Annotated in this window: 13 protein-coding genes and 1 pseudogene; 2 read left to right on the top strand and 12 right to left on the bottom strand. The window is 55.6% G+C overall.

The window, feature by feature from the left end; genetic code table 11:
- Nucleotides 1–10: 10 nt before the first annotated feature.
- The 11 genes and pseudogenes from MUU46_RS21865 to MUU46_RS21825 form a co-directional block, all read right to left on the bottom strand.
- Nucleotides 11–862: a transporter substrate-binding domain-containing protein gene (locus MUU46_RS21865; protein ID WP_258966835.1), complete on the bottom strand. Its 852-nt coding sequence runs from the start codon at nt 860–862 to the stop codon at nt 11–13.
- A gap of 44 nt (nt 863–906) precedes the next feature.
- Nucleotides 907–1,683: an amino acid ABC transporter ATP-binding protein gene (locus tag MUU46_RS21860; RefSeq protein ID WP_159759144.1), complete on the bottom strand. Its 777-nt coding sequence runs from the start codon at nt 1,681–1,683 to the stop codon at nt 907–909.
- Nucleotides 1,667–2,587, bottom strand: coding sequence for an amino acid ABC transporter permease (locus MUU46_RS21855; RefSeq protein ID WP_258966691.1), 921 nt, complete (start codon nt 2,585–2,587; stop codon nt 1,667–1,669). Before MUU46_RS21855 ends, MUU46_RS21860 begins: the two co-directional genes overlap by 17 nt.
- Nucleotides 2,588–2,596: 9 nt before the next feature.
- Complete coding sequence (locus MUU46_RS21850; RefSeq protein WP_159759140.1) at nt 2,597–3,106, bottom strand: GNAT family N-acetyltransferase; 510 nt, start codon at nt 3,104–3,106, stop codon at nt 2,597–2,599.
- A gap of 11 nt (nt 3,107–3,117) precedes the next feature.
- On the bottom strand, nt 3,118–4,050 hold the full coding sequence (locus tag MUU46_RS23135; RefSeq protein ID WP_509908886.1) for an ABC transporter substrate-binding protein: 933 nt from the start codon (nt 4,048–4,050) through the stop codon (nt 3,118–3,120).
- Nucleotides 4,051–4,063: 13 nt separating this feature from the next.
- Nucleotides 4,064–5,380, bottom strand: a complete 1,317-nt coding sequence (locus tag MUU46_RS23130; RefSeq protein WP_509908885.1) for an LLM class flavin-dependent oxidoreductase — start codon at nt 5,378–5,380, stop codon at nt 4,064–4,066.
- 42 nt (nt 5,381–5,422) lie between these two features.
- On the bottom strand, nt 5,423–6,544 hold the full coding sequence (locus MUU46_RS21840) for an amidohydrolase (RefSeq protein ID WP_258966690.1): 1,122 nt from the start codon (nt 6,542–6,544) through the stop codon (nt 5,423–5,425).
- Complete coding sequence (locus MUU46_RS21835; RefSeq protein ID WP_258966689.1) at nt 6,541–7,542, bottom strand: MsnO8 family LLM class oxidoreductase; 1,002 nt, start codon at nt 7,540–7,542, stop codon at nt 6,541–6,543. Before MUU46_RS21835 ends, MUU46_RS21840 begins: the two co-directional genes overlap by 4 nt.
- A 98-nt stretch (nt 7,543–7,640) precedes the next feature.
- Entirely contained in the window at nt 7,641–8,186 is a 546-nt protein-coding gene (locus MUU46_RS21830) for a P-loop NTPase family protein (protein WP_159759130.1), read from the bottom strand.
- A gap of 51 nt (nt 8,187–8,237) precedes the next feature.
- Nucleotides 8,238–8,375: pseudogene (locus MUU46_RS22910) on the bottom strand (MBL fold metallo-hydrolase); the annotation flags it as partial.
- 167 nt (nt 8,376–8,542) lie between these two features.
- Nucleotides 8,543–8,941, bottom strand: coding sequence for a (R)-mandelonitrile lyase (locus MUU46_RS21825; RefSeq protein WP_258966688.1), 399 nt, complete (start codon nt 8,939–8,941; stop codon nt 8,543–8,545).
- A 104-nt stretch (nt 8,942–9,045) separates the two neighbouring features.
- On the opposite strand from MUU46_RS21825, the gene MUU46_RS21820 reads away from it, so the two are divergent.
- A complete protein-coding gene (locus tag MUU46_RS21820; protein WP_258966687.1) occupies nt 9,046–9,936 on the top strand; it encodes a LysR family transcriptional regulator in 891 nt (296 codons plus the stop codon).
- 271 nt (nt 9,937–10,207) lie between these two features.
- On the top strand, nt 10,208–11,671 hold the full coding sequence (gene ansP, locus MUU46_RS21815) for an L-asparagine permease (protein WP_159759124.1): 1,464 nt from the start codon (nt 10,208–10,210) through the stop codon (nt 11,669–11,671).
- Between the two features lie 83 nt (nt 11,672–11,754).
- On the opposite strand, the gene yncE is transcribed toward ansP, so the two are convergent.
- Nucleotides 11,755–12,816 carry a 7-bladed beta-propeller protein YncE gene (gene yncE, locus MUU46_RS21810; RefSeq protein WP_258966686.1) on the bottom strand — a complete coding sequence of 354 codons (1,062 nt, stop codon included), beginning with the start codon at nt 12,814–12,816 and terminating at the stop codon, nt 11,755–11,757.
- Between the last annotated feature and the right edge of the window lie 254 nt (nt 12,817–13,070).

Genomic DNA, 13,070 nt, shown 5'->3' with positions numbered 1-13,070 from the left:
TGAAAGCCAATCATGGATAGGTGATCCCCGGCGGGTTAACATCGGACTGCGCTACACCTTCGTCACCTTCTCCCCAACGCACCAGAATGCGTTGCACCTCACCGCGTTCAATGCTGCCGTTCAGCGCCGCTTGCAGGGCATATACCAGCTGATTGCCCTTTTTGGTGGTGGTCGCAACATAGGCTTTTTTCGGTCCCAGACCCACGACGCTCGTTTTTCCGCTCAACGCCGCTTTATACGCCGAAACGGACTGCGGGCCGAAGAACACGTCGGCGCGTCCGGACTGAATGTAGAGATTGGCGGAAGCGTCGTCGGTCAGATACACCGGCAGCGCAGGCGTACGGCCTGCCTTTTCGTTCTCTGCATTCCAGCCGAGTAAAATGCGTTCCTGATTCGTACCAGAACCGACAATCACCTTCTTACCGGAGAGATCGGCCGGCCCCTTAACCGTCGTTATCGGGCTGCCCGTTTTCACCGAAAACGCCAGCGAATCGACGCGATAAGTCGCAAAATCAAACTTCTCTTTGCGCTGTTCAGTGACCGCAATGTTCACCAGCGCCACGTCATAGCGCCCGGAAGTAATGCCCAGCGGCCAGTCTTCCCACGCCGTCGGCACCAGTTTCAGCTTTAGGCCAAGGCTACCCGCCAGCAGTCGGGCGATATCCGGATCGCTGCCAATCCTGGTGCGGTTATCGCTAGCCAGTAGCGCCAGCGGCGGTGAATTTAGCGCAGAGATCGCCACCGTCAGCGTGCCCGGTTCGACAAACTTATAGCTGGCGGGGATCTTTGCGATCGCCGCCTCATCGCGTACTACCGGCAGCGGCTGCTCATTAGCCTTCAGGTCAATGCGCCCTTCTGCCATCGCCGAGGTGGCACACAGCAACCCACCCAGTAACATCCATTTATTCATGACAATACCTTTGATAAAAATTGTCGGGTACGCGGGTGCTGCGGTCGATTCAACACCGCATCGCTTTCGCCCTGCTCGACGATTTTACCGTCGACCATAAACACCACCTGGTCTGCCACTTCACGCGCAAAACCAATCTCATGGGTGACCACCACCAGGGTAGTGCCCGACCGCGCCAGCTTTTTGATAACGTCCAGCACTTCACCCACCAGTTCAGGGTCGAGGGCCGACGTTGGTTCATCAAAGAGCATCACCCGCGGGTTGAGCGCCAGCGCCCGTGCGATAGCAATGCGCTGCTGTTGCCCACCCGACAAATGACGCGACCAGGCATCGGCCTTATTGCGCAGGCCGACTACGTCAAGCAATGCATAAGCGCGTTCCGTGGCCTGCTTGCGGTTCAGTTGGCGATGCGCCACCGGCGCTTCAATCAGGTTTTCCAGCACCGTCATGTGCGGGAACAAATTGAAATTCTGGAACACGTAACCGACGTTCACGCGCTGGCGTAGGATCTCTTTTTCCTTGAGTTCGTACAGCTTCTCGCCCTGACGGCGATAGCCAATGTAGTCCCCATCAATCTGGATAAACCCTTCATCGACGCGCTCCAGATGATTAATCGTGCGCAGCAGCGTCGATTTTCCCGATCCTGACGGGCCTAAAATCACCGTCACCGTTCCGGGCGGGATCTCCAGCGACACATTATCCAGCGCTTTATGGCGACCGAAAAATTTACTGACGCCGGTAATCGAAATATGACCTTCAGGAGAGTTGAGCATGGGCCGCCTCCGGGGTTGGTGTGGTGGTAGACACCGCGACGTGGCTGCGGTTGCTGTTCACGGCGGAACGGCGTTCGCTCTTCGCCAGCGCCCGTTCAACCCAATACTGAATGACTGAGAGGAAACTGGTGATCACCAGATACCAGACTGCGCCAACCATCAGCAGTGGAATGACTTCCTGCGTGCGGTTGTAGATCATCTGGATGGTGTAAAACAGCTCCGGCATTGCCAGCACGTACACCATCGAGGTGCCCTTTGCGAGGCTGATAATTTCGTTAAAACCGGACGGTAAAATGGTGCGTAGCGCCTGCGGTAAAATGATGCGCAGCGTACGTCGCCAGGTGGGTAAACCGAGTGCCGACGCGGCTTCATATTGCCCGTGGTCGACGCCAAGAAAACCGCCGCGAATAATTTCTGCCGTGTAGGCGCTTTGCACCAGCGTCAGACCCACTACCGCCGTTGAAAACTGGCCAAGCACGTTAATAGTCTGGTAACTGGCCCACGTAATCCCGGTAAACGGAATGCCTACCGACAGCGTGTCGTACAGATACGAAAAGTTGTACAGCACGATCAATACCACGATTAGCGGCAACGAGCGGAACAGCCAGATGTACGCCCACGCCAGGCTACTGAGCAACCAGGAGGATGACAGCCGGCAGAGCGCCAGCAGGCCACCAAAAATCACACTCAGAACCGTGCCGAGCAACGTTAACAGCAGCGTTTGCCCAAGCCCTTCCAGTATCACCGGGTCAAAGAACCAGCGGGCAAACACGGCCCATTCCCAGCGCGGATTAAAGGCCACCGACTGCACCACAATCGCCAGCACCAGCAGCGCCACGCCGGCCCCGACGATACGCAGCGGGTATCGCGCGGGCACCACTTTGATGGATTCGTTGCTCTTCATCGTCACTCCTCAGGCACTTTTGCTGAGCACCGGCTGCGCCAGCGCTTTGGTGAAACGCAGCCGACCGTCAAACGGCGGACGACTGTACTCTTCCGGGTTGCGATCGAGATCGAACTGCGGCTGATAGCCCTGGCTGAGATACAAACGCACTGCTTCCGGCTGGCGGAAACCGGTGGTCAGGTATATCTGCACATAGCCCGCGAGCCGTGCCCGACGTTCAAGTTCGGCCACCACCCGTCCGGCGAGTCCCTGCTGGCGTAGCGTTTTGTCGGTCCAGATGCGTTTAATTTCCGCGGTCTGCTCGTCATAGGGTTTGTATGCCCCGGTGGCGATGATCGCGCCGTCGCGCTCCAGCACGATAAACAGCCCCTGCGGGGCGAGATACCACTCGGTCTGTTCCACTTCCGCATCACGTGAAAAGTAGTCGCCGTAACGCGCGGCATATTCGGCAAACAGACCGTCTAAAATCGGCTCAAGCTCGGCATCTTCCGGGGAAACATCACGAAAGCGTTCAGTCATGGTTAAATTCCTCAGTCGCCGAGTCCGGCAGGGTTGAGTTCAGAATGCGGAATGCGTTCCACGCCTTCGCCCCAGCGGTTCAGCACTTTGTCATAGTCCCCTTTCTGAATAACGCCGTTCAGCGCCGTTTGCACCGGTTCGGCTAAACCGCTGCCTTTTTTCAGCGTCACGGCAATGTGTGCGGCCTTTGGCCAGCCGCCGTCGACGCTGCCGACCAGCTGCGTTTTGCCGTTCAATGCCGCTTTCCACGCACCAATCACGTTCGGACCAAAATAGGCATCGGCGCGTCCGGACTGTAGCGCCAGGGTTTGCGCTGCATCATCTTTGGTATAGACCGGGATAAATGGTTTTAAGCCCTTTTTGACGTTTTCCGCGTTCCACGCCAGTAGAATGGCTTCCTGGTTGGTACCGGAACCGACGATAATCCGCAATCCGGCAATATCTTCCGCTTTCTCAACCTTGCCAATTGAACTGCCCGATTTGACGTAGAACCCCAGCGAATCCTTGCGGTAGGTGGCGAAATCAAACTTCTCTTTGCGCTCTTTGGTCACCGTAATATTGCTGACTGCGGCATCATATTTGCCGGAGGCCACGCCGAGTGGCCAGTCTTCCCAAGAGGTCACTACCACGTTGAGCTGCAGCCCGAGACTGTCGGCAACCAGACGGGCGATATCCACTTCGCTACCGAGCAGGGTTTTGTTGTCATCGGAAAATACGGTCAGCGGCGGCTGATTCAGGCCCGCCACGGCAACGGTGAATTTGCCCGGCACCGCCGGTTTAAAGCCCGCAGGTAGTTGAGCTATCGCCGACGGATTTTTATCGGTATTCACCGGCGTTTTATTGGCCTCGACGCTCACGCCTGTACCGTTAACGGTGACGTCGCTGGCCTGCGCCAGCCCGGAAAATGCCAGCGCGATTGCCAGCAGTAGCGATGATTTTTGCATGGTGCAGTCTCTCTTATTGTTTTGTGAACTGATTGACGGGCAGCGTCAGCCCGAGGCTTTCACGAAGCGTCGTGCCAGGATAATCCTGACGGAACAGGCCACGCGCCTGCAGCAACGGCACAACCCGGTCGACAAAGCGCGGGAAGGTGTCCGGCGTGCCGCCCTGGATGATGAACCCGTCCGCTGCGTGGCTGTCGAACCACAGCTGTAAACCGTCGGCAACCTCCTCCGGCGTGCCGGAAAATCGAGGGCGTGGGCTGGCGGCTTCCAGCGCCACCTGGCGCAGAGTTAACCCGCGCACACGGGCATTGCGTTTGATTTCATCCGTGGTGCTGCGGAAACTGTTCTGCCCGAGGTCGCCCAGTTCAGGGAAAGGTTCATCCAGCGGATACTGGCTGAAATCGTGATGTTCGAAATAACGCCCCAGATAATTCAGCGCGTCTTCCTCTGTCACCAGTGCGGCGGTAGTCTGATATTGCTGTTCCACATCATTGGTGTCATCCCCGACAATCACACTCACGCCCTGGAAAATATGCAACTCATCTGCACGACGGCCATGAGTTTCGAGCTGGTTTTTCACATCGCGATAAAAATCCTGCGCTTCTGCCAGGGATTCATGATGGGTGAAAATAGCGTCGGCATACGTGGCGGCTAATTTTTTGCCGTCATCCGACGATCCGGCCTGAAATATAATCGGCCTGCCCTGGGGCGTGCGGCCAATATTCAGCGGTCCGGTAACCTGGAAAAAATCACCGTGATGATCGAGGGTGTGTAGTTTTGATGCATCGAAGAACTGCCCGCTGGCCTTGTTACGCACAAACGCATCGTCCTCCCAGGAATCCCACAGCCCTTTTACCACCTGCAAATATTCATCAGCGATGCGATAGCGAAGCGCGTGTTCGGGATGCTGTGCGCGGGAAAAGTTCTTCGCCGACCCTTCCAGGGGCGACGTCACCACGTTCCAGCCCGCGCGGCCATTGCTCAAATGGTCGAGGCTCGCGAACTGGCGGGCGGTGCTAAACGGTTCGCTATAAGATGTCGACAGCGTGCCGACCAGACCGAGATGCTGCGTCACGCTCGCCAGCGCCGATAAGACGGTCAGCGGTTCAAAGCGATTTAAAAAATGAGGGATCGACTTTTCATTGATATACAGACCGTCGGCAACAAAAATAAAGTCCAGCTTGCCTTGCTCCGCTTTTAACGCCGTCTGTTTCACAAAATCAAAATTAATACTGGCGTCGGCCTGCGCCGCCGAATGACGCCAGGCAGACATATTGCCAGATGCACCATGTAATATCGTACCAAGCCGTAATTGCCGTGCTGTTGACATAATGACCCCTTACCCTGCCGGTAATAAAAATTAAGAATAAAATTAAAGGTGCTGTAAGGCTTTTTCTGCCAGCGTTGCAAAATACTGCGCCGCCGGAGCGATGAGTTTTTCATCCGGATTAAACGCCGGATGGTGCAGGCCAAATTCACTGGCGCTGCCGATACTCACGAAGGCGCCAGGCGTCTGCTGCAAATACACGGCAAAATCTTCACCGCCCATGTGTAAATCTGCGGTCGTGGTGTGATAACCCACCTCGTCGGCCACGATGGTGGCGAATTCTGCCCATTTGGCAGTATTCACCAGTGCGGTTGGCCCCGCGTGCCAGATAACGTCAATTTGCGATCGGAACGCGCCAGCAAACCCGGCGGCGATTTCGCTTACTCGGGCTTTAACCTGCTGCTGAACGTCGGTTCGATGGGTGCGCAGCGTACCTTCCAGTTCGACGTTTTCTGGCAGGACGTTCCAGGTATTGCCGCCCTGAATGCGCGTCACGCTCAGCACCATCGAATCCAGGGTGTTTACTTCGCGACTGGCGACACTTTGCAGAGCGCTCACCAACTGGCTGGCGAGCAGGATCGCATCTTGTCCTTCATGAGGACGGGCTGCGTGGGCGCCCTTTCCGTGCACCCGCACCACGAAACGATCTACGTTGGCGTAGAACGCCCCGCCGCGAGTGGCAAAGGCGCCCACCGGCAGCCCTGGTTCGTTATGCATACCGAAAATGGCGGAAACACCTTCCAGCGCGCCGGCGCGGATCAGCGTTTTTGCGCCGCCAAAATTCTCTTCGGCAGGTTGAAACAGAATACGGATTCGCCCCGGTAACTGTGCTTCGCGGGCTTTGAGCAGCAGCGCCGCGCCAAGCATCACGCTGGTGTGAATATCATGGCCGCAGGCGTGCATGACGCCTGCATTTTGCGAACGGAACGCTACGTCTGCGGCCTCGTCAATCGGCAGAGCATCGATATCTGCGCGCAGCGCTATCACTTTTTCGCCCTGACCAATCTCAACCACCAGGCCGGTTTTCAACGCATAGGGCAAAATCGACAACCCGGCGCTTTGCAGCCAGTCGCGAATGCGCGCGGTGGTCGTCACCTCCTGTAAAGAAAGCTCCGGGAACTGGTGCAGCTCGCGCCGCCAGGTAATCAGCTGTTGTTCTAAGCTCATGACAGCACCTCCGCGCGGTTAAGTTCTTCGGCCAGCAGGCGCAACGACGCCAGACGGGCCGCACCTTCAGCCACCGGGGTGTCGATAATGAATTCATCGATACCAAAGGTGTGATGCAGCGTATCAAGTTGGTTATGAACCTGGCGCGCAGTGCCCGCAATAACGGCCGATTCTCGGCGCACAATTTCCACCGCCGGGCTGCCCGCCTGATGCGCAAAAGCGTCGGCTTGTTGCTGGCTGGCCACCGACACGCGCTGGCCGTTTTCGAGCCGCACGCCCCAGACCTCCACCTGTGCGGCAAGCTTCACGGCTTGTGACGCATCCGCCGCGACAATCACCTGGACTGCGACTATCGCATCCCGCAAGCTGCGGTCGCGCCAGCGAGTCAGAACATCACGCAGTAAATTTTTGTCACCGTTGAGGTGCGCCGCAAAAACAAAATTCCAGTCGAGTTGGGCGGCCAGCTCGGCACTTTCGAGGCTAGCCCCCAGCAGAAAACCGTCCGGGCGCTGCGGTGGAACAGGTGTCGCCAGCACCGCATCGGCGCTTTCCGCTCGCGTCAGCGATAACCAGTTGTCCAGTTGCGCGAGCTGATCGGCGAACGTCCCCTTCTGCTGCGGATCTACGCCATGCTGCAACGCGAGAGTGGAATGCGGTAAACCGCCCGGCGCTTTGCCGACGCCCAAATCAACGCGCCCCGGGGCTAGCGACGCCAGCAGATTGAAGTTTTCCGCCACTTTGTATGGGCTGTAGTGTTGGAGCATCACGCCGCCGGACCCGATGCGAATACGTTGCGTTTGCCCCAATAGCCAGCCAATCACCACTTCCGGAGAAGGGCTCGCCAGCTGTAGCGTGTTGTGATGCTCGGCAATCCATAAACGGTGATAGCCCCAGGCGTCAGCCTGTTGCGCCAGTGTTAACGTGCGTGCCAGTGCCTGAGATGCGGTCTCGCCATCTGCCAGTGGGCTTTTATCCAGGATGCTGATTCGATAAGACATGTCGCAGGCTCTTGATGAGGAACATGTCTGCATTATTAGAAGGGCTTGGGCCGCGTGAGAAACAATTTATTTACATTTGCTCTGCACAAAATTAGATATCAGTTGTTAGCGCTTACCGTCAATTTTGCAATAAGAGCATCAGTATCGGCCTGATTTCGCAGCCTGACGAAGGTCAGCCCGGCAAATTGTGGGTCGTGCATATCGGCCAAATAACGCTGACGATTTTTATGCCAGGTTTTTAGCGTCCATAAAATAATCGAGTCTCGACTTAAAAAAGAGAGTCGAAAACTTTCGTGATTTCCAGTGCCCGGCCACAGTTCCTGTTTCGTCCACGCTCGCGACAGTGCCCGACCAACAGCCTGACGTAGCGTGCGCCAGAAGCCATAATCCACCCACACGATCATTTCCACATTGCGCCATTTCACCGGACGTGTACGGTTATAATTGCCATCGAGCACCCAGCTTTCACTGGCCGCCAACACGTCAGCCAGTCTGGCGAACAGTTCATGATCCGGTGTGCCCTGCCACTGTGGACGCCAGTAGAGTGTATCCATTTCGATATAGGGTACATTTAAGTGCATTGCCAGACGGCGAGCGAGCGTAGATTTTCCCACACCACTGGTGCCAACCACGTTAATCCTCACCTTCCCCCCGTTTTTATTGCCCAAAAATGAAACGAAGCGCTCGCCTGGTATTTATTCGAATACGAACGTATCCCCTGCGGCTGGCGTGATGACCTCTGGCAACCACAATCGGCCCCACGCGCCGGTACAATGGCAGCCCATTATTTTATCGGGATTTTGCTGACGGAGAAACGCTCTGACTTGCCACAGCATTCGCTAGTAGCACACTGATTTTTAACGTCATTGCTCGCGCTTTCCTTAGGCTGGAATCGTTATTTTTGAGTATTAAGCTTACTCCCTCCGAGCAATAAAAAAGCGAATGCAGGCCTGAATTTACTCTCCAGGCCTGCATCAACGGTAATGAAATACTTCGCTAATTAGCGTCCGGCGTATTCTTCGTCCGAAACTTTATCAAGCCAAGTCACGGGCGAGCCATTCTCGGATTCAGCAATGGCGATATGCGTCATCGCCGTTTCTGAACTTGCACCGTGCCAGTGTTTGATACCTGGCGGGATCCACGCGATATCGCCCTGATTCAGCGCCTGCGCTTCTTTCCCTTCTTCCTGCAACCAGCCGCGACCCTGCGTCACAATCAGTGTCTGCCCCAACGGATGCGTGTGCCATGCGGTACGTGCGCCCGGTTCAAACGTTACCGTTGCCCCACCGACTTTTGCCGGTTCTGTTGCCTGAAACGGTGCATCAATTCTGACCTTGCCGGTAAACCATTGATCGGGTCCAGTAACGGACGGCAGTGAACCACTACGAATAATTTTCATACTTCCTCCTGGTTGATGTATTTAGCGTAGCGCGGATCGCCTCTGAGGATTAGACTGCATAATCAGAATGGAACTATGAATGTAATTCATGAATGAGGTAAACGATGCTGAAAGAGAACATTCACGACCTGCTCTCCTTTATGGTCGTGGCACGTGAGCGCAGTTTTACCCGGGCGGCGGCGCAGCTTGGCGTATCGCAATCAGCGCTCAGTCACGCAATGCGTAATCTCGAAGCGCGTCTCGACGTTCGCCTGTTGACCCGCACCACCCGAAGCGTCGCGCCGACTGAAGCCGGTGAAAAACTGCTGACGCGCCTCGGCCCACAGCTCCAGCAAATCGAAGAAGAGCTGTTCACGCTGCACGAACTGCGTGATAAACCGACCGGAAATATTCGTCTGACCGCTGCGGAGCACGCGATGAACTCGCTGTTGTGGCCTGCTCTGGTACCGTTTATGCAGCGTTATCCTGATATTAATATTGAAGTCACGGTTGAGAACGGTCTGACGGACATCGTCGACGGACGTTTCGATGCGGGCATTCGCTTGGGCGAGCAAGTGGCGAAAGACATGATAGCCGTGAAAATCGGTCCGGAGATGCGCATGGCGGTGGTGGCGTCGCCCGATTATGTCGCACAGTTTGGGACCCCGCTCTCCCCGCGCGAGCTGGAGGAGCACCGCTGCATTAACATGCGTCTGCCGACGCGCGGCGGTCTGTATGCCTGGGAGTTTGAACAGGGCGAGCAGATTTTACGGGTGCGGGTCGAGGGACAAGTGACGCTCAATACCCTGCCGCAGCGCATCGGCGCCGCGCTGGCCGGACTCGGATTTGCCTACCTTCCGGAAGACACCATTATCGACGCAGTTACATCAGGAAAACTGGTGAGAGTACTCGAAGAGTGGTGCCCGCCATTCCCCGGCTATTACCTCTACTACCCAGGAAGACGCCAGCACACCGCGGCATTTGCGTTACTGATTGATGCGCTACGTCTGGCGTAACTTACTGGAATCTATCCCGATTAGTTATGCTATTAGTTTCCAATTAAACAGCAGATCTGACCACACGAAATGTTACGACATCCGTCACTGGATCGGCGGGTAAGTTTTGCGTCGCTTACCATTTGCAGGTACGATGCTGCGCCATGTTTTGCCTTATCTCTGCGTCAGAATGTTGAGAAAGGCAGAATTGTGTGCTGCCACGCAATCGTTTAAACGCGGCGGTACTTTTTGGACCCTGATTGGGGTAAAGACAGGTAAATGGGATACTACAATGACCACACAAAACAACAGCGCGGCGGAGCATCACGCAGCTAAACGCCGCTGGCTGAACTCGCATGAAGCGGGTTATCACAAAGCAATAGGCAACCGTCAGGTTCAAATGATCGCCATTGGCGGCGCAATCGGTACCGGTCTGTTTTTGGGCGCCGGTGCACGCTTACAGATGGCTGGCCCCTCCCTCGCCATCGTCTATCTGGTATGCGGTATTTTCTCCTTCTTTATTCTTCGAGCCCTCGGCGAACTGGTCCTTCACCGTCCGTCCAGCGGCAGCTTCGTGTCCTACGCACGTGAATTCCTCGGCGAAAAAGCCGCCTACGTGGCGGGCTGGATGTATTTCGTTAACTGGGCGATGACCGGGATAGTCGATATCACCGCCGTCGCACTGTACATGCACTATTGGGGCGCCTTTGGCGACGTACCGCAGTGGGTCTTTGCGCTCGGTGCGCTGGCGATTGTCGGCACCATGAACATGATTGGCGTGAAGTGGTTCGCCGAGATGGAGTTCTGGTTCGCACTGGTGAAAGTGCTGGCGATCGTCGCATTCCTCATAGTCGGGACTATTTTCCTCGGCACTGGCAAGCCGCTTGACGGCGGCACCACCGGCTTCCATTTAATCACCGATAATGGCGGTTTATTCCCGCATGGCCTGCTGCCTGCGCTGGTGCTGATTCAGGGTGTGGTGTTTGCTTTCGCCTCTATTGAACTGGTCGGGACTGCTGCGGGGGAATGTAAAGATCCGCAGACCATGGTACCGAAAGCGATTAACAGCGTTATCTGGCGTATAGGTCTGTTCTACGTCGGCTCTGTTGTATTGCTGGTTCTGCTGCTGCCATGGAATGCCTATCAGGCTGGACAAAGTCCGTTCGTGACCTTCTTCTCGAAGCTCGGCGTGCCCTATATTGGCGACGTGATGAATATGGTGGTGCTGACCGCAGCCCTCTCCAGCCTGAACTCCGGATTGTACTCGACGGGCCGTATTCTGCGCTCTATGTCGATGGGCGGTTCCGCGCCGAAGTTCATGTCAAAAATGAGCAAACAACAGGTGCCTTACGCCGGGATCCTTGCGACGCTGGTGGTCTATGTCTTTGGTGTGTTCCTGAACTATCTGGTACCTTCACAGGTGTTTGAGATTGTCCTGAACATCGCGTCTATCGGCATCATCGCTTCCTGGGCATTTATCGTGGTATGCCAGATGCGCCTGCGTAAGTTCATCAAGGAAGGGAAATGCGCTGACGTCAGCTTCAAGCTGCCGGGTGCGCCGTTTACCTCCTGGCTGACGCTGCTGTTCTTGTTCAGCGTGCTGGTGCTGATGGCCTTCGATTACCCGAACGGCACCTACACCATCGGCTCGATTCCGCTGCTGGCCGTGCTACTGGTCGCGGGCTGGTTTGGCGTGCGTAAACGCGTGAATGAAATTCACAGTACCGCGCCGGTTCATCCGGACGATGTGAAGTAGTTGCTGACCCGGTCAGCATAAGCGGCGGCGAAAGCGTGCCGGGCCTGCGAAAAGCCGCTCAACTGAGCGGCTTTTTTTGTGGATTACAGCGTAATCCGAATCACATCATCCGGCTGCGTGGCTTCTTTCTCGCGAGTGGATTCCTGCTTAACACTCACGTACAGCGTTTTGCCATCGGCGGAAAGCGCCAGACTATTAGGGTACGTTGGGGTATCGAAGGTTTTCACCACTTTATTGGTTTTCGCGTCAATCACACTGACTTTCCCGGCTTTGCGGTGAGTCACATAAACTTCATTGCGCGCCGGGTTGAACTTCACGGCCAGCGATTCTGGCACCGCAATTTTGTTCAGCACTTTGCCGTCCCGGTAGTCCACCACCAACAGCGCCGGCTGTTTGAAATCGGTGATCCAGGCGCGGTGATTCGCGGTATCCAGCGCGATATTCAGGAAGGCGTGTTCTTTGCCGTCATCCACCAGTTTCTGACGCGTCAGAATGCTGTTACTGGCGGTGTTGATGGTGATCAGCTCGCCGTCAGCGCTCACGGTATACAGACGCTGCGCATCGTTATCCAGCGCCAGAGCAGTGCTACGATTACCTGTTCCGCTAATGGTCGCTTTCAGCTTCAGCGTTGCGCCATCAATCACCCATACCACGCTTTCTTTGCCGACGCCGGTCACGTACACGGTGTTGGTTTTGTCGTTAGACGCCAGCTCGCGTGGCTGTAACGGTTTAACGGTTTCGCTGCGCTGGCGCGAATCGAGCACTACGCGCCCTTTCACGTCACCGGTTTTGCCATCAATGGCGGTAATGGTGCCATTGGTGGTATTGCCAAACCACAGGGTCTGCGTCTGGTTATCGATCGTCGCGCCGAACGGTTTTAAATCGCTGTGAATAAGCTGAGTTGCCTCTAGCGTTACCGGGTCGAGACGGTAGATCACCCCGCCCTTGTCGGTTTTACGACTCTGTGAAGTGGCTACCCACAGCGCATTTCCCTGCTCACTGAGCGCCATTTCGTAAGCCCCTTTGCCGACGGCTTTGCGCAGCATTTCATCCGCCGCATGGACGCTGAATGAGCCCGCGAGCAGCAGTGATGATAACAGCAGTGAACGGCGTAAACGCGGCATGGACATATGACGTAAAGACATGACGACTCCCTTTTTTAAAGACAAAAATGTGTATTGCCCGACATGCTTCCTGCTCGTAGCGTCTGTGCGCTACGTTAGTTGTTGAGAATAGTAATCATTATTGCACTGAAAGGGCAGTGATAATTCCGCTGTTTCGCTGGAAATGTGCCATTGTTAAACCTTCGTTTAACGTTAAGTGCCGTTATGATTTTCAAATAATTTACAAAAGCATTAACATATTCGCAGTTGTTCCATTTGGTTCATTATCACGAGAA

Origin of the sequence: Scandinavium tedordense (assembly GCF_024764965.1) — a bacterium.
In the GTDB taxonomy this organism is placed as follows: Bacteria; Pseudomonadota; Gammaproteobacteria; order Enterobacterales; family Enterobacteriaceae; genus Scandinavium; species Scandinavium tedordense.
Note: the sequence above shows the minus strand (reverse complement) of the source record. Positions and strands in the feature narration are given on the sequence as shown.

What these genes read in the sequence shown, in the direction of transcription:
- MUU46_RS21865 (WP_258966835.1), bottom strand. Translation starts at nt 862, where the DNA reads ATGGCAGAAGGGCGCATTGACCTGAAGGCTAATGAGCAGCCGCTGCCG.
- MUU46_RS21860 (WP_159759144.1), bottom strand. Translation starts at nt 1,683, where the DNA reads ATGCTCAACTCTCCTGAAGGTCATATTTCGATTACCGGCGTCAGTAAA.
- MUU46_RS21855 (WP_258966691.1), bottom strand. Translation starts at nt 2,587, where the DNA reads ATGAAGAGCAACGAATCCATCAAAGTGGTGCCCGCGCGATACCCGCTG.
- MUU46_RS21850 (WP_159759140.1), bottom strand. Translation starts at nt 3,106, where the DNA reads ATGACTGAACGCTTTCGTGATGTTTCCCCGGAAGATGCCGAGCTTGAG.
- MUU46_RS23135 (WP_509908886.1), bottom strand. Translation starts at nt 4,050, where the DNA reads ATGCAAAAATCATCGCTACTGCTGGCAATCGCGCTGGCATTTTCCGGG.
- MUU46_RS23130 (WP_509908885.1), bottom strand. Translation starts at nt 5,380, where the DNA reads ATGTCAACAGCACGGCAATTACGGCTTGGTACGATATTACATGGTGCA.
- MUU46_RS21840 (WP_258966690.1), bottom strand. Translation starts at nt 6,544, where the DNA reads ATGAGCTTAGAACAACAGCTGATTACCTGGCGGCGCGAGCTGCACCAG.
- MUU46_RS21835 (WP_258966689.1), bottom strand. Translation starts at nt 7,542, where the DNA reads ATGTCTTATCGAATCAGCATCCTGGATAAAAGCCCACTGGCAGATGGC.
- MUU46_RS21825 (WP_258966688.1), bottom strand. Translation starts at nt 8,941, where the DNA reads ATGAAAATTATTCGTAGTGGTTCACTGCCGTCCGTTACTGGACCCGAT.
- MUU46_RS21820 (WP_258966687.1), top strand. Translation starts at nt 9,046, where the DNA reads ATGCTGAAAGAGAACATTCACGACCTGCTCTCCTTTATGGTCGTGGCA.
- ansP (WP_159759124.1), top strand. Translation starts at nt 10,208, where the DNA reads ATGACCACACAAAACAACAGCGCGGCGGAGCATCACGCAGCTAAACGC.
- yncE (WP_258966686.1), bottom strand. Translation starts at nt 12,816, where the DNA reads ATGTCTTTACGTCATATGTCCATGCCGCGTTTACGCCGTTCACTGCTG.